Raw genomic sequence first — 15,709 nt, 5'->3', positions numbered from 1 at the left:
TTCTATGCATGTCGTTACCCCAAAACCGCTGAACACTTTTGGGCGACATGCATCATTCAGCCTTGGAAACCGCCACCGGCTTCGGCCGCGGCAAATGCTTCTGCTTCGGATCGGCCGGCTTGTGTTCGGGCGCCACAAGCCCGCCTGAAATCAGGAACTTGGCGGCGTCTTCCGGCGACATATCGAGCATGACGATCTTCTCGCGCGGCACGAAGATGAGGAAGCCGGCTGTCGGCACCGGCGTCGGCGGCAGGAAGACGGCGACCATGTCCTGGCCCATGGCATTGAACTTCGAAGCGATTTCGCCCTTGGCGTCGGTGGCGATGAAGATCAGTGCCCAGAGGCCGGGACCCGGATATTCGATGAGGCCGACCTTCTTGAAGGAGTTCGCCTGTTCCTTCAGCACGGTTTCGAAAATCTGCTTCACGCTTCTGTAGATCGTGCGCACCAGCGGCATGCGCTGGACGATCGATTCGCCGAAACGGACGATGCTCTGGCCGATGAGGTTCTTGCCGAGAAAGCCGACGACGGTGATCAGAACGACGGCGATCAGCAGGCCGAAACCGGGAATGGCGAAATTGAGATAGCTTTCCGGATTCCAGCGCGCCGGAATATAGGGCCGGACCCAGCTGTCCGACCAATGGATGAAGGTCCAGGTCAGCCAGATGGTAATCGCGATCGGCGCGCAGATGATCAGCCCTGCGAGAAAATTATTTCTCAGCCGGGTCGCGACCGGCATTCTGGGGATGTTGTCGGTCATCGTTTCCTGATGATCTCCATCTCAGTCGTGGACAGGCCGGAACGCCGGCCCTTCCCCCTTGTCCGCAGACCAAAATTGCCAGAATTCGGGGTCCCGCACAATATGTTTCGAAGCGAAGGTCGCAGCGTTACAGGCTTACTCCACGGTCACGGATTTCGCCAGGTTGCGCGGCTGGTCGACATCGGTGCCCATGAAGACGGCGGTGTGATAGGCGAGCAGTTGGATCGGCAGCGAGAAGATCATCGGCGCGATGATTTCGTCGACCACAGGCAGGGTGATCGTCGCCATGGTCGGCAGTTTCGAGGCCGCCGCGCCGGCCTCGTCGGTGATGAAGATGATGCGGCCGCCGCGGGCTGCGACCTCCTGCATGTTCGAGATGGTCTTTTCGAAGAACCGGTCGTAAGGGGCGATGACGATGACAGGCATGTTCTCGTCGATCAGCGCGATCGGTCCGTGCTTCAATTCGCCGGCGGCGTAACCTTCGGCGTGGATATAGGAAATTTCCTTGAGCTTCAGCGCGCCTTCCATGGCGAGCGGGAAGCTGGTGCCGCGGCCGAGATAGAGCACGTCCTTGCACTTCGACAGCTCGCGCGACAGGCTTTCCATCTGCGGCTGGATGAGGTTCAACACCCGGCTCATGATGCGCGGCATTTCGGCGAGATGGCGCACCAGCGCCCTCTCCTCGTCTGCACTCACCGTGCCGCGCGCCTTGCCGGCGCCGATCGCCAGCGCTGCCAGCACGGCAAGCTGGCAGGTGAAGGCCTTGGTCGAGGCGACGCCGATTTCGGGGCCGGCCATGATCGGGAAGACGGCGTCGGATTCGCGGGCAATCGTCGATTCGCGGACATTGACGACGGCGCCGATCTTCAACCCGTTATCGCGGCAATAGCGCAGCGATGCCAGCGTATCGGCAGTCTCGCCTGACTGCGAGATGAAGAGGGCGGCCTGCGACGGCGACAGCGGCATTTCGCGGTAGCGGAATTCGGAGGCGACGTCGATCTCGACCGGCAGGCGGGCATAACGCTCGAACCAGTATTTGCCGACGAGGCCGGCGAGATAGGCGGTGCCGCAGGCCGAGATCGCCAGGCCGGTCGCCGCCTTGAAGTCGATCGCGGCGGCATTGGCGCCGATCGTATTCTCGGCGAAATCGACATAGTGGCTGAGCGCGTGAGAGATCACCTCCGGCTGCTCGTAGATTTCCTTTTCCATGAAGTGGCGGTGGTTGCCCTTGTCGACGACATAGGCGGTCGCCTGCGAGATCTGCCGGGCGCGTTTGACCGGCTTGCCGGCGAAATCGAGCACCGCGACGCTGTCGCGGGTCAGGATGGCGCAATCGCCGTCGACGAGATAGGTGATCTCGTTGGTGAAGGGCGAGAGCGCGATCGCGTCCGAGCCGAGGAACATCTCGCCGCGGCCGTAGCCGACGGCGAGCGGCGGGCCGGAACGGGCGGCCATGATCGTGCCGGGATCGGCCTTGAGCATGATGGCCAGCGCATAAGCGCCGGTTACCCGGTTCAGCATCTTCAGCATCGCAGCGCGCGGCTCCAGGCCTTCGCGCAGGTATTTCGCCATCAGATGGGCGACCACCTCGGTGTCGGTCTGGGTTTGGAAGACCGAACCCTCTTCGGTTAGTTCGTCGCGAAGCTCGGAGAAATTCTCGATGATGCCGTTGTGGACGACGGCGACGCCTTCGACGAAATGCGGATGGGCATTGGTCTCGTTCGGAATGCCGTGGGTCGCCCAGCGCGTGTGGGCGATGCCGACGGTGCCAGGCAGCGGTTCGCTGTCCAGGCGCTTTTCCAAATTGAACAGCTTGCCCTCGGCGCGGCGGCGATCCATCACGCCGTCATGAATAGTGGCGACACCGGCGGAATCGTAACCGCGATATTCGAGACGCTTCAGCGCATCGACCAGGCGCCCGGCAACAGGCGCAGTCCCGACGATCCCCACAATTCCACACATGCAACATTCCCCACTAGGCCTCAACAATGAGGCCAGTCCTAACGATTCCTGCTTATTTCTCAATCACCTCGGCGGTCACTTTCAATTTCCGCCGGTTACGCACGGCCTGTCAGGCTTTCGCCTTCTTCGCCGTCTTGATGGCGAGCGCACGCTCGCGAAGCAGCGTCGCGCGGCCGGGCTTGATCTCCTGCCGGGCACGGCCGAGCGCCAGCGCGTCGGCCGGCACGTTGACGGTGATCACGCTGCCGGAGGCGATATAGGCGCCGTCGCCGATCGTCACCGGCGCGACCAGCGAGGAATTGGAACCGATGAAGGCGTTTTCGCCGATCACCGTCTCGCTCTTGTTGACGCCATCATAGTTGCAGGTGATCGTGCCGGCGCCAATATTGCTGCCGGCGCCGATGACGGCATCGCCGATATAGGTGAGGTGATTGACCTTGGCGCCTTCGCCCAGCCGGCCGTTCTTGACCTCGCAGAAATTGCCGACCTTCGAACCGGTACCGAGATCCGCACCCGGCCGCAGCCGCGCAAAGGGGCCGACCGTCGCGCCCTGACTGACATGGGCGCCTTCGATATGCGAGAAGGCATGAATGACGGCGCCGCTGTCGATCACCGCGCCGGGACCGAAGACGACGTTCGGCTCGATCAGCGCATCCTGGCCGATGGTGGTATCGTAGGACAGAAAGACCGTTTCCGGCGCGATCATGGTGACGCCTGAAAGCATCATCTGGTGACGGCGACGCTCCTGCCAGAAGCGCTCGATGACGGCGAGTTCGGCACGGGTGTTGCAGCCGGTCATCTCGATCTCAGGAGCATCGACCGCGGTCACGCGTCCGCCGAGCGAACGGGCGATCTCGACGAGATCGGTCAGATAGAATTCACCCTTGGCATTGGCATTGCCGATGCGCGTGAGAAGATCGAGCGCCTTGCGGCCATTGACCGCCATCAGCCCGCTGTTGCACCAGGTGACGGTGCGCTCGGCATCGGTCGCATCTTTCTCCTCGCGGATGGCGATGAGTTCGCCGTCCTTGACGAGCAGGCGGCCATAGCCGGTCGGGCGGTCGGTGTGGAAGCCGATGACGACGACATCGCTGCCATCGGCAAGGCCCTGGCGGGCGGCTTTGAGCGGCCCGTCGGTCTGGAGCGGCACGTCGCCATAGGTGACGAGGATATCGTCATAACCCTTGGAGATCGCGTCGCGGGCCGCCAACACTGCGTGGCCGGTGCCGAGGCGTTCCTTCTGCAGACAGGATTCGATGCTGACGCCGCCGATGCTCGCCGCCTTTGCCACATCCTCAGCATCGCGGCCGACGACAAGGGCGACGGACGAGATGCCGGCGGAGGCAACCGCCTCGACCACATGGGCGATCATCGGCCGTCCGGCGACAGGATGCAGCACCTTCGATTTCGAGGATTTCATCCGCGTGCTGTCACCGGCGGCAAGGATGACGGCAAGACAAGTGCGTTCCATGATTAGCTCCGCGAATCCGCGCCACGAGGCGGCTTTATCGCCTCATACTGCAAAATTCCCCAAATCGGAATCGATTTGAGGATAAATTATACAGCCATTCAAAGTGCTGCAGCGTCCTTTGCGGCTCCGAAAAGACGCGTGGCGCTGTCGATAAGCAAAGCCTTCACAAAGGTGAAATTGCGGCCGAAATCGACCCTATTACCGCCTCGGAACCGCGGGCCACGAAGGCTTCGTGCACATGATGGCGGCCGTCCAGGATGACGTCCTCCATCGCGCGGCGCGCAGCACTGCTATCGCCGGAAACGATCGCGTCGACGATGCGCATATGGGTGTCGGCGATATTGGCGAAGCCGTTTTCGGATGGCGGCGTGCTGATGCGGAACATGCCGACGAGAGCCGCTTCGATGAGGCTGCCCAGCGTCCGCATGAAGGGATTGTGCGAGGCTTCGGCGATCGCCAGGTGAAAACGAAGGTCGGCGAGTGCGAGGCTGTCGGCCGTATGACCAGCCGCTGCCATTTCGAGCGCCAGCCCACGCAGCATCTCGATATCCTCGGCATTCGCCCGCTCGGTGACGAGACCGGCGGCGAAGGGTTCGAAGGCGAGGCGAATATCGTAGAGCTGCAGCAGAAACTCTTCCGTCACACCGTTGTCGAAGTGCCAGGCGATGATCTCGCTGTCGAACATGTTCCAGAGGTTCTTTTCGGTCACACGCGTGCCGACCCGCGCCTTGGCGACGACCATGCCCTTGGCGGCGAGCGTCTTCATCGTCTCGCGCAAAACGGTTCGGGACACTTTGAAACGCTGCGCCAGTTCCGTATCGCCTGGCAGGATCGAGCCAACGGGATAGGTGCCGGCGACGATCGCCTTGCCGAGTTCGTCGACGACCTGGGCATGGCTCGTACGGGTTCTGCGCCCCGTCTTGCGTGTCTCGTCCAATTTGTAGCGCAAGCGATCCGTCTCCCCCTCAGGCGTACCTCTTGTTCAGACTGGAAACGAACAGGATGGCTTTCTGCATCAGGATGAATGCAAATAGCAGAAGGCCAATCAGGATCTTGGTCCACCAGCTCGACAGCGTGCCGTCGAAGGTGATGTAGGTCTGAATGAGCCCCTGGATCAGGATACCGATCAAGGTTCCCGCCACGAATCCCGCTCCTCCGGTCAGCAGCGTCCCCCCAATGACCACCGCCGCGATGGCATCGAGTTCGACGCCGACTGCTGCAAGAGAATATCCGGCAGAGGTGTACAGCGAAAAAACGATCCCGGATAGGCCCGCCAGAAAGCCCGACAGCGCATAGATCTGGATTGTCGTGCGGCCGACCGGCACGCCCATCAGCCGCGCCGTCTGCGTGCCGCCCCCGAGTGCATAGACGTTGGTGCCGAAGCGGGTGCGCTGGGCGATGAAGATGCCGACGGCAAAGACCAGAAGCATGATGCCGCCGATCAACGTCAGCCGCCCGCCGCCCGGCAGACGATAATAGAGGCTTGTCAGCGTCGAATAATATTCATGGTTGATCGGGATGCTGTCGATCGAGAGCACGAAAGCCATGCCGCGCGCCAGGAACATGCCTGCAAGGGTGACGATGAAGGCCGGCATTTCGAGATAGTGGATGATCGCGCCCATGATACCGCCAAAGGCAGTGGTGATGACGAGCACGATCGCGAAGGCGAGCAGCGGATGGATCGAGGTGTTCTGCAGGATCACCGCAAGGAAGACGCCGGTAAAGGCGATGACCGAGCCGATCGACAGATCGATGCCGCCCGAAATGATGACGAAGGTCATGCCGACGGCAGCGATGCCGAGAAAGGCATTGTCGGTCAAAAGATTGCCGATGACGCGCGTCGACAGAATGTTCGGATATTGCAACGCGCAGCCGGCATAGGCGAGCACGAAGATGACGATGGTCGCAAGCAGCGGCAGGTATTTGGAGTTCATTTCGGCTGCTCCCTACCGCCCTGCCGGCGGCTGGCGAAGATGGCGAGCGATTGTACCGCCGGCGACTGGATGACGAGGATTATGATAATGATGACGGCCTTGATGATCAGGTTGAATTCAGGCGGGAAGCCGGCGGACAGGATGCCGGTATTCACCGCCTGGATGATCATCGCGCCGATCAGCGACCCGAGAATGCTGAACCGGCCGCCAAGCAGCGAATTGCCGCCGACGACGACGGCCAGGATCGCGTCCAATTCCAGCCATAGGCCGGCATTGTTGGCATCGGCGCCCTTGATGTCGGCTGCGACGATGATGCCCGCGATCGAGGCGCAGATCCCGCTCAGCATATAGACCGCCATCAGCAGCACCGGCGTTTGAATGCCGGAGAGCGTGCTGGCGCGGCGATTGATGCCGACGGCCTCGATCAGCATGCCGAGCGCCGTGCGGCGGACGAGCAGGATGACCAGCAGGCCGACGAGAAGCCAGATGACGACAGGCATCGGCAGGAGAGCCAGCGAACCGCTGCCGAAGAAGGTCAGCCCATCATCGTTGAAGGTCAGGATGGCGCCTTCGGTGATCAGCTGGGCGATGCCGCGGCCGGCCACCATCAGCACCAGTGTGGCGATGATCGGCTGGATATTGAGGACTGCCACCAGGAACCCGTTCCAGACGCCGCAGGCAAGCCCGATAGCAAGCGTTAAGATAATGGTGTAGGTAACTGAATTTCCTGAAACAATCGACGATGCTGCGATGGCGCCGCAGATGGCGATGACCGCACCGACGGACAGGTCGATACCCTTGGTGGCGATGACCAGCGTCATGCCGATCGCCAGCAGCGCCACCGGCGCGCCGCGGTTCAGCACGTCGATCAGGCTGCCATAGAGGCGGTCATTCTGAACCACGACATTAAAAAACTGCGGCGACGTGATGAAATTCAACAAAAGAATGACAACGAGCGCGATCAATTGCGGCGCCAGGCGATATGCCAGCGCTTTCAGCGAGGACCTCATGCATCCTCCATCTTGTGTTCGGCCGCAGCGATGGCTTCGACGATGCCGGCAGCGGTGATACGCTCGCCTGTCAGTTCGGCGATATGCTGTCTGTCGCGCAGTACGATGACACGTGAACTATAGGCGACAAGCTCTTCAAGTTCCGAGGAAATCACGATCAGCGACATGCCGCCGGCACAGAGCTCTTCGATCAGCCGGATGATCTCGGCATGGGCGCCGACATCGATGCCGCGGGTCGGCTCGTCGAGGATCAGAAACTTCGGATTGGTCGCCAGCCAGCGGGCGAGAATCGCCTTCTGCTGATTGCCGCCTGACAGTAGCCGGATCGGTTTTTCGCGATCGGTGGTGCGGATATCGAGCGCCTTGATGTAGCGGTCGGCAAGCGTGTTCTGCTCGGCGCGCGACAGCGGCCGCGTCCAGCCGCGGCGGGCCTGCAGCGCCAGTGCGATGTTCTCCCTGATCGACAGGTCGCCGATGATGCCATCGGTCTTGCGGTCCTCGGGGCAGAAGCCGAAGCCCTTTGCGATCGCCGCGCGCGGGCTCGAAAGCGTCACCGGCTGGCCGTCGATCGTGGCGCTGCCGCTATCGGCATGCTCGATACCGAAGAGCAGTTCGGCGGTTTCGGTGCGGCCGGAACCGAGCAGCCCGGCGACGCCGACCACTTCTCCGGCGCGCACCTCAAGATCGAAAGGCTTGACCTTGCCGCGTTTGCCGTAGCCTGAAAAACGGTATCGGACGTCGCCGGCTGCAAGGCTGCGTTCCCGCACCGTCTCTTCGACATGGGCCAGTTCGCGGCCGAGCATCATGGCGATCAGGCCCTGGCGCGGCAGATCGGCGACGTCGCGGGTACCGACGAGCTTGCCGTTGCGCAGCACGGTAATGCGGTCGCTGATCGCATAGACCTGTTCGAGAAAATGGGTGATGAAGACGATGCCCAGGCCGCGCTTCTTGAGGTCTTCGATGATGCGGAAGAGCAGCGCCACTTCCTGATTGTCGAGACTTGCGGTGGGCTCGTCGAGGATCAGCACCTTTCCGGAGAGATCGACGGCACGGGCGATGGCAACCACCTGCTGGACGGCGACGGAGAAACGGCCGAGCTCGGCGGTGACGTCGATATCGACGCCGTAGCCGGTGAGCAGGTCGCGCGCCTTGCGGTTCATCGCACGCACGTCGGTCATGCCGAAGCGCCGTGGCTGGCGGCCGAGAAAGAGATTTTCGGCAACGCTCAGATTGGAAAGGAGGTTGACCTCCTGGTAGACCGTGCCGATGCCGAGCTTCTGGGCGGCGAGCGTATTGGCCGGATTGATTTCCTGGCCGTCCAGCATCAGGCTGCCCTCGTCACGATGATAGGCGCCGGTGATGCACTTGATCAGCGTCGACTTGCCAGCACCGTTCTCGCCCAGCAATGCATGCACCTCGCCTCTGCGGAGCGTGAAATCGACCTTATCCAGCGCCACTGCGCCGGGAAAGAATTTCGATATTCCGGAGGCCGCGAGAACGTTCTCGAAATCGTGAATCATAAGGGTTTGTTTTCCTGATATTGACGGCAAAAGCCGCGCCGCGGCCGGACATGACGTCCCAAGGCGGCAAAGGCAGTTCCGCACCGGCCCATGACGGGCCGGTGCGGTTCTACAGCGCCGCCTGGTCTTTTCAGACGCGTAGAGGACGCTGTAGCGCTTTGAATTGCTGCATGATTTTGTCCGGAAATCGAATTCCGATTTCAGGAATTATGCAGCGGCGTCACATCAGATCAGTAGCCCTGACCCTTCTTCTCTTCGTAGACCTTCATCGGTTCGTCGGCCGGCGTGTAGAGCTTCGATTCGGTCTGGATCCACTTGGCCGGAGCCTTCTTGTCCTTCAGATAGGCTTCGAGCGCATCGAAGGCCGGACCTGCCATATTCGGCGTCAGCTCGACCGTGGCATTGGCCTCGCCTTCGGACATCGCCTTGAAGATATCGGGCACGGCGTCGATGGAAACGACGAGGATATCCTTGCCTGGCTTCAGGCCGGCTTCCTTGATCGCCTGGATGGCGCCGACAGCCATGTCGTCGTTATGGGCGTAGAGAGCGCAGATATCCTTGCCGCCATTCTCGGCCTTCAGGAAGCTTTCCATGACTTCCTTGCCCTTGGTGCGGGTGAAGTCACCAGTCTGGCTGCGAACGATCTTGAGGTTGTCGTGGCCGGCAAGAGCCTCTTCGAAGCCCTTCTTGCGGGCGATGGCCGGCGACGAACCGGTGGTGCCCTGAAGCTCGACGACATTGCACTTCTTGTCGCCGACGGTCTTGACCAGGAAGTCACCTGCAACCTTGCCTTCATGGACCAGGTCCGACGTCACTGCCGTCAGGTAGAGATCGTCGGGAGCCTTGATGGTACGGTCGAGAAGGATGACCGGGATTTCGGCTTCCTTGGCTTCCTTGAGAACGTCGTCCCAGCCGGTTTCGACGACCGGAGCAATGAGAATGGCATCGACGCCCTGAGCAATGAAGGAGCGCAGAGCCTTGATCTGGTTTTCCTGCTTCTGCTGCGCATCGGCAAACTTCAGATCGATGCCGCGCTTCTTGGCCTGTTCCTTGGTCACGGTCGTTTCAGCCGCACGCCAGCCCGATTCCGAGCCGATCTGCGAGAAGCCGACAGTCAACCCGGCGGCCGAAGCCGAACCGAACATGCAGGCAGCCAGAATCGTGGCACTCAAAAGTGCAGTCTTCAATTTCATGATTTCCTCCCAATGCCGCATCTCGCGGCGCAGGGTCAAAAAATCATATAGTATTACTTTTGTAAATCGGAATCTTGGGATGCATTGCAGCAAAAAAAGAGCGCCCAAAAGGGCGCTCTTCGCATCCGCGAGATGGCTTGCGGGATTATTTACCCGGCAGCTTGTCGTCCACACCTTCGACATAGAAGTTCATGCCGAGCAGCGTGCCGTCATCGGCCTTCTCGCCGGCCTTCAACCAGGGCGTGCCGTCCTGCTTGTTGATCGGGCCGGTGAAGGGGTGCAGTTCGCCTGATTTGATCTTGGCTTCGGTCTCCTCGGCGAGTTTCTTCACGTCGTCGGGCATGTTGGTATAGGGCGCCATCGTCAGGATGCCGTCCTTGAGGCCATCCCAGCTCTGCTCTGACTTCCAGGTGCCGTCGAGAAGCGCCTTGACGCGCTTGACGTAATAATTGCCCCAGGTGTCGATGATCGCGGTCAGCTGGACGTTCGGACCAGCCTTGATCATGTCGGAAGCCTGGCCGAAGGCCTTGACGCCGCGCTGCTCGGCGACCTGCATTGGAGCCGTCGTGTCGGTGTGCTGGGTGAGGATATCGACGCCCTGGTCGATCAGCGCCTTGGCGGCATCAGCTTCCTTGCCCGGGTCGAACCAGGTGTTGACCCAGATAACCTTCATCTTGAAGTTCGGATTGACCGACTTGGCGCCAGTTTCGAAGGCATTGATGCCCATCACCACTTCGGGGATCGGGAAGGAGGCGATATAGCCGGCCGTGCCGGTTTTCGAGAGCTTGCCGGCGATAATGCCACTGATGTAGCGGCCTTCATAGAAGCGGGAATTGTAGGTCGCGACATTGTCGGCGGCCTTGAAGCCTGTCGCATGCTCGAACTTCACTTTCGGGAACTTCTTGGCGACGGCAATAGTCGGGTCCATGAAACCGAAGGACGTGGTGAAAATCAGCGAGCAACCGGAGCGGGCCATGCGCTCGATGGCGCGTTCGGCATCCGGGCCTTCCGGGACGCTTTCGAGGTAGGGCGTCTCGATCTTGTCGCCGAATTCCTTCTCGACCTGGAGGCGGCCGTTCTCATGGGCCTGCGTCCAGCCGCCGTCGGTGCGGGTGCCGACATAAACGAAGCAGACCTTGGTCTTGTCAGCCGCCTCGGCAGCCGAACCGATGCTCAGGACGAGGGCAGCTGTCGCTGCGAGAGCAAGTGCAAGTTTTTTCATATTGATCCCTGTTGGTTGGAAGTTTCGAAACCCGTCTTGTTGTTGTTGCTCACCGGTCCGGCACGAAGGCTTTGCCGAGCGAGGCCGGCGTATTGATCAACGTCGTGCGCCGATTATGCGAGATGATGATGAGGACCACAACCGTCGCCGCATAGGGCAGCATCGAGAGGAACTGCGAGGGAATGCCGATGCCGAAGGCCTGCGCGTGCAGTTGCAGGATCGTTACCGCCCCAAAGAGATAACCGCCGGCCAGCAGGCGCCAAGGCCGCCATGAGGAGAAGACGACGAGCGCCAGCGCGATCCAGCCGCGCCCGCCGGACATGTTCTCTGTCCATTGCGGTGTATAGATCAGCGAAAGCTGCGCGCCGGCAAGGCCGGCGCAGGCGCCACCGAACATCACGGCGAGGTAACGCATGCGGATGACGTCGATACCGAGCGCATGCGCCGAGGCGTGATTATCGCCGATGGCGCGGATCTTCAGGCCGGTGCGACTCTTGAAGAGGAACCAGTTGACGGCGATAACAAGCAGGATCGACAGGTAGAAGATCAGATCCTGCTTGAAGAGGACCGTTCCGATATAGGGAATGGCCGAAAGCACCGGGATTTCGATTGGCAGCAAACGGACGCCGGGCGCGCCGACGAAAGCCTCGCCGAGCATGCCGGAGGCGCCGAGGCCAAGGATCGTCAGCGCAAGGCCTGTCGCCACCTGATTGGCGACGAGCGTCAACGTCAGGAAGGCGAAGAACAGCGAAAACAGCGCGCCGCTGACGACGCCGCCGACAATGCCGATATAGGCCGAGCCGGTGAGCTGTGCCGTGGCAAAGGCACCGACCGCGCCCATGATCATCATGCCCTCGACACCGAGATTGAGAACGCCGGAGCGCTCGGTCACGAGTTCGCCGAGTGCGGCGATGACGAGCGGTGTGGAGGCGGTGATGACGGTCAGCAGAATCGCTTCGAAGATGCTCATGCCGCCCTGCCCCTTACCCGCGACCAGACCAGGCGGATTTTGTAATAGATCAGCGTATCGCAGGAGAGCACGAAGAAGAGCAGCAGCCCCTGGAAGACGCGGGTGACCTTGTCGGAAACGCCGAGCGAAAGCTGTGCTGCCTCGCCGCCGAGATAAGTCAGCGCCAGCACCAGGCCCGATGCGATGATGCCGAGCGGATTGAGGCGGCCGAGAAAGGCGACGATGATGGCGGTGAAGCCGTAGCCCGGCGAGATCGCCGGCTGCAGGTGGCCGATCGAGCCGGAAACCTCGCTGATGCCAGCAAGGCCGGCAAGAGCGCCCGAGAAGAGAAAGCTGAACCAGATCATCTTCTTCGACGAGAATCCGGCAAAGCGCCCTGCCCGCTCCGATTGGCCGAGTACGACGATCTCGAAGCCTTTCAACGTATAGCGCAGCATGAACCAGGCGCCGACCGCCGCAATGATGGCGAAGATGAAGGCCCAATGGGCGCGGCCCGACTCTTCCCAGATCGCCGGCAGCACCGCTTCCGGCGCGAAATCACGCGAGACTGGAAAGTTGAAGCCCTGCGGATCGCGCCAGGCGCCACGAATCAGCCAGTCGAGGAAGAGCTGGGCGATATAGACCAGCATCAGCGATGTCAGGATTTCATTGGTGTTGAAATGCGCTTTCAACAGCGCCGGAATGGCGGCGAAGAGCGCACCGCCGAGCGCGCCCAATATCAGCATCAGCGGCAGCACCAGCGGAGAATGCCAGTCGTAGAAGATGATCGGCAGATAGGAGCCGGTGATGGCGCCGATGGTGAACTGGCCTTCGGCGCCGATATTCCAGTTGTTCGAGCGATAACAAACGGCCAAGCCGACGGCGATCAGGATCAGCGGCGCGGCCTTGATCGCCAGTTCGTGCAGCGACCAAACCTCGAGCAGCGGCTCGATGAAGAAGGCGTCGAGTGCTTCGACCGGATCCTTGCCGAGCATGGCGAACATGATGGCGCCGAATACCAGCGTCAGGACAAGGGCAAGCAGCGGCGAGACGAAGGCGAAAAGCTTCGAGACGTCGGGCCGTTTTTCAAGTTCAATGCGCATGGGGCGCCTCCGGGGCGGAGCTGCTCTCGTGCAGTCCGCCCATCAGCAAGCCGATCCTTTCCCGCGTCAGTTCGCCCGCCGGAAACGGGCGGGAAAGACGGCCTTCGCAGATGACGGCAATATCGGTCGCCACTTCGAAGATCTCGTCGAGATCCTGGCTGATGACGACGACGGCCGAACCGCTTCTTGCGAGATCAACGAGCGCCTGGCGGATGCGGCTCGCCGCCCCGGCATCGACGCCCCAGGTCGGCTGGTTGACGACGAGCACCGCCGGCTGGCGGTCGAGCTCGCGGCCGACGATAAATTTCTGCAAGTTGCCGCCCGACAGCGAGCCAGCGGCCGGGTCATCGCCGCTCTTGCGGACATCCATGGCCTCGGAAATGCGCCTTGCGGCGGATTTCACTGCCGCGTGGCGGATGATGCCGAGCAGGCCCAGAAACGCCTTGCGATCCGATTGATTGCGGGCAAGGACGAGATTGTCCGACAGTTTCATGGCGGAGACGGCGGCATGGCCATGGCGCTCCTCCGGCACGAAGCCGGCGCCGAGAAGACGGCGGGCGGTAATACCCTGGTTGCCGACCGGCTTTTTGCGGATGACGATCGCCTCGGCCGTGGCGACCGGATATTCGCCGGAGAGAGCATCGAAGAGCTCGCTCTGGCCGTTGCCCGCGACACCGGCAATGGCGAGGATCTCGCCGGAGCGCACCGCCATCGACACATCGCGCAGCGGCATGGCAAAAGGGGTGCGCGCGGCGACGGAAAGACTGGCGACGGCAAGCTGCACCTCGCCTCTGTCACTACGCTCCGGATGCGTGACAACAGCCACTTCACTGCCGACCATCATGCGGGCGAGCGAGGCCGGCGTTTCCTGTTTCGGATCGCAGGCGCCGGTCACGCGACCATGGCGCAAGACGGTGGCGCGATCGCAGATACGCTGCACCTCTTCCAGGCGGTGGCTGATATAGAGAACCGAGCGCCCTTCGGCGCGGAGCTTGAACAGCGTCTCGAACAGCCTGTCCGCCTCCTGCGGGGTCAGCACAGAGGTCGGCTCGTCGAGGATGATCAGCTTCGGGTTCTGCAGCAGCGCGCGGACGATCTCGATGCGCTGGCGCTCGCCGACTGAGAGATCGGCAACATGGGCATGCGGATCGAGCGGCAGGCCGTAGGCGACCGACAGCGCCCTCGCCTCCTCGGCGATTTTGTCGATCGGGATGGCGTGATCGAGCGACAGGGCAATGTTTTCGGCAACCGTCAGCGCCTCGAACAGCGAAAAATGCTGGAAGACCATGCCGATGCCGAGCTTGCGGGCTTCACCGGGCGACGCGATCGCGACCGGCTGGCCCTGCCAGAGGATATGCCCGCCCGTCGGTTCGAGAACGCCGAACAGCATCTTCACCAGGGTGGATTTGCCTGCACCATTTTCGCCGAGAAGCGCATGAATTTCGCCCGGCGCGATATCGAGATCGATTTCATTGCAGGCTGCAAAGCCACCGAAGAACTTCGTCAGCTTCTGGACCGATAATAACGCACCGGAATCCGGCACATTCAATGGCGACACGTTCCCCTCATTTCTTCTGCCAACCGGTCCGTTCGGATCTCATGGAATCAGCAGCGTCGTTCCTGTTGTTTTTCTTGTTTCCAGATCCGCGTGAGCCTGCCCAACCTCACGCAGCGGATATGTTTGATTGATATTGATACGCACTTTGTTGCTTTGCACAATATCAAATAGCGCTTTCGCACTGTCGATCAGTTCCTGACGCGCGGCGATATAGGTGAAGAGCGTCGGCCGCGTCGCAAAGAGCGAGCCCCTCTGCGCCAGCATTGCGAGGGTGAAATTCTCGATCGGACCGGAGGATTGGCCGAAGGAGGCAAAAAGGCCACGCGGTTTCAGACAATCGAGCGACTGTGGAAAAGTATCCCGGCCGATCGAATCGTAGACAACATCCACGCCCTTGCCGCCGGTGATGTCGCGGACACGGTCGACGAAGCTGTCACTCTTGTAGTTGATCACATGGTCGTAGCCATGGGTGAGCGCCAGCTCGATCTTGTCTTGCGACCCCGCCGTCCCGATAACGGTGGCGCCGAGCGCCTTTGCCCATTGGCCAGCGATCAAGCCGACGCCGCCGGCAGCGGCGTGGAACAGCAGGACCGTCTGCGGGCCGACCTTGAAGGTGCGGTTCAAGAGATATTCGGCGGTCATGCCCTTCAGCATCATCGCCGCTGCCGTTTCGAGCTCGATTCCCTCGGGCACATGCACCAGATGCCGCGTCTCGACATTGCGCTCGGCGCTATAGGCGCCGTCGGCACTGGCGTAGGCGACACGGTCGCCGACCTTGAAACCCTCGACGCCGGGGCCGACCGATGTCACGGTGCCGGCGCCCTCCTTGCCGGTGACGAAGGGCAGATGCGGCGTCTTGTAGGTGCCGTTGCGGAAATAGACATCGATGAAATTAAGCCCGACCGCCGCCTGCCTGATCTGCACTTCGCCCGCCGAGGGTGAGGGAAGATCGATCTCGACATAGTCGAAAACCTCCGGCCCGCCCGTCCTCGAGAATGAAACCGCCTGCGTTTTGGTCATCTGCCTA

At 61.5% G+C, this 15,709-nt stretch carries 13 protein-coding genes; all 13 read right to left on the bottom strand.

The window, feature by feature from the left end; genetic code table 11:
- Nucleotides 1-52: 52 nt before the first annotated feature.
- Nucleotides 53-760, bottom strand: coding sequence for a DUF502 domain-containing protein (locus HX899_RS28915; RefSeq protein WP_062943253.1), 708 nt, complete (start codon nucleotides 758-760; stop codon nucleotides 53-55).
- Between the two features lie 135 nt (nucleotides 761-895).
- Nucleotides 896-2,722 (bottom strand): glutamine--fructose-6-phosphate transaminase (isomerizing), encoded by a 1,827-nt coding sequence (gene glmS, locus HX899_RS28910; RefSeq protein WP_138389216.1) that lies wholly within the window; start codon nucleotides 2,720-2,722, stop codon nucleotides 896-898.
- A gap of 109 nt (nucleotides 2,723-2,831) precedes the next feature.
- Nucleotides 2,832-4,193, bottom strand: a complete 1,362-nt coding sequence (gene glmU, locus HX899_RS28905) for a bifunctional UDP-N-acetylglucosamine diphosphorylase/glucosamine-1-phosphate N-acetyltransferase GlmU (RefSeq protein ID WP_181293978.1) — start codon at nucleotides 4,191-4,193, stop codon at nucleotides 2,832-2,834.
- A 163-nt stretch (nucleotides 4,194-4,356) separates the two neighbouring features.
- Complete coding sequence (locus tag HX899_RS28900; protein WP_138329499.1) at nucleotides 4,357-5,142, bottom strand: FadR/GntR family transcriptional regulator; 786 nt, start codon at nucleotides 5,140-5,142, stop codon at nucleotides 4,357-4,359.
- A 16-nt stretch (nucleotides 5,143-5,158) separates the two neighbouring features.
- The gene (gene yjfF, locus HX899_RS28895; RefSeq protein WP_064648021.1) at nucleotides 5,159-6,127 is read right to left on the bottom strand and encodes a galactofuranose ABC transporter, permease protein YjfF; all 969 of its coding nucleotides are present in this window, start codon (nucleotides 6,125-6,127) and stop codon (nucleotides 5,159-5,161) included.
- Nucleotides 6,124-7,137: an ABC transporter permease gene (locus tag HX899_RS28890; protein ID WP_181293977.1), complete on the bottom strand. Its 1,014-nt coding sequence runs from the start codon at nucleotides 7,135-7,137 to the stop codon at nucleotides 6,124-6,126. The genes yjfF and HX899_RS28890 overlap by 4 nt, the downstream gene beginning before the upstream one ends.
- The gene (gene ytfR, locus HX899_RS28885) at nucleotides 7,134-8,657 is read right to left on the bottom strand and encodes a galactofuranose ABC transporter, ATP-binding protein YtfR (protein WP_181293976.1); all 1,524 of its coding nucleotides are present in this window, start codon (nucleotides 8,655-8,657) and stop codon (nucleotides 7,134-7,136) included. Before ytfR ends, HX899_RS28890 begins: the two co-directional genes overlap by 4 nt.
- A gap of 230 nt (nucleotides 8,658-8,887) precedes the next feature.
- Nucleotides 8,888-9,850, bottom strand: coding sequence for a galactofuranose ABC transporter, galactofuranose-binding protein YtfQ (gene ytfQ / locus HX899_RS28880; protein ID WP_003539585.1), 963 nt, complete (start codon nucleotides 9,848-9,850; stop codon nucleotides 8,888-8,890).
- A gap of 145 nt (nucleotides 9,851-9,995) precedes the next feature.
- Complete coding sequence (locus HX899_RS28875; protein WP_062943246.1) at nucleotides 9,996-11,072, bottom strand: BMP family ABC transporter substrate-binding protein; 1,077 nt, start codon at nucleotides 11,070-11,072, stop codon at nucleotides 9,996-9,998.
- A 49-nt stretch (nucleotides 11,073-11,121) separates the two neighbouring features.
- Nucleotides 11,122-12,042 (bottom strand): ABC transporter permease, encoded by a 921-nt coding sequence (locus HX899_RS28870; protein WP_181293975.1) that lies wholly within the window; start codon nucleotides 12,040-12,042, stop codon nucleotides 11,122-11,124.
- Nucleotides 12,039-13,124, bottom strand: coding sequence for an ABC transporter permease (locus HX899_RS28865; protein ID WP_180194204.1), 1,086 nt, complete (start codon nucleotides 13,122-13,124; stop codon nucleotides 12,039-12,041). The genes HX899_RS28870 and HX899_RS28865 overlap by 4 nt, the downstream gene beginning before the upstream one ends.
- A complete protein-coding gene (locus tag HX899_RS28860) occupies nucleotides 13,114-14,682 on the bottom strand; it encodes an ABC transporter ATP-binding protein (protein WP_181293974.1) in 1,569 nt (522 codons plus the stop codon). Before HX899_RS28860 ends, HX899_RS28865 begins: the two co-directional genes overlap by 11 nt.
- A 39-nt stretch (nucleotides 14,683-14,721) precedes the next feature.
- On the bottom strand, nucleotides 14,722-15,702 hold the full coding sequence (locus HX899_RS28855) for a quinone oxidoreductase (protein WP_138329506.1): 981 nt from the start codon (nucleotides 15,700-15,702) through the stop codon (nucleotides 14,722-14,724).
- Nucleotides 15,703-15,709 lie beyond the last annotated feature (7 nt).

Source organism: Rhizobium sp. WYCCWR 11146 (genome assembly GCF_013591995.1).
GTDB lineage: Bacteria > Pseudomonadota > Alphaproteobacteria > Rhizobiales > Rhizobiaceae > Rhizobium > Rhizobium indicum.
Note: the sequence above shows the minus strand (reverse complement) of the source record. Positions and strands in the feature narration are given on the sequence as shown.

Bases quoted from the DNA above. Each gene is read 5' to 3' on its own strand.
- HX899_RS28890 (WP_181293977.1), bottom strand. From the start codon at position 7,137: ATGAGGTCCTCGCTGAAAGCGCTGGCATATCGCCTGGCGCCGCAATTG.
- yjfF (WP_064648021.1), bottom strand. From the start codon at position 6,127: ATGAACTCCAAATACCTGCCGCTGCTTGCGACCATCGTCATCTTCGTG.
- glmU (WP_181293978.1), bottom strand. From the start codon at position 4,193: ATGGAACGCACTTGTCTTGCCGTCATCCTTGCCGCCGGTGACAGCACG.
- HX899_RS28865 (WP_180194204.1), bottom strand. From the start codon at position 13,124: ATGCGCATTGAACTTGAAAAACGGCCCGACGTCTCGAAGCTTTTCGCC.
- HX899_RS28875 (WP_062943246.1), bottom strand. From the start codon at position 11,072: ATGAAAAAACTTGCACTTGCTCTCGCAGCGACAGCTGCCCTCGTCCTG.
- glmS (WP_138389216.1), bottom strand. From the start codon at position 2,722: ATGTGTGGAATTGTGGGGATCGTCGGGACTGCGCCTGTTGCCGGGCGC.
- HX899_RS28915 (WP_062943253.1), bottom strand. From the start codon at position 760: ATGACCGACAACATCCCCAGAATGCCGGTCGCGACCCGGCTGAGAAAT.
- HX899_RS28855 (WP_138329506.1), bottom strand. From the start codon at position 15,702: ATGACCAAAACGCAGGCGGTTTCATTCTCGAGGACGGGCGGGCCGGAG.
- ytfR (WP_181293976.1), bottom strand. From the start codon at position 8,657: ATGATTCACGATTTCGAGAACGTTCTCGCGGCCTCCGGAATATCGAAA.
- HX899_RS28870 (WP_181293975.1), bottom strand. From the start codon at position 12,042: ATGAGCATCTTCGAAGCGATTCTGCTGACCGTCATCACCGCCTCCACA.
- ytfQ (WP_003539585.1), bottom strand. From the start codon at position 9,850: ATGAAATTGAAGACTGCACTTTTGAGTGCCACGATTCTGGCTGCCTGC.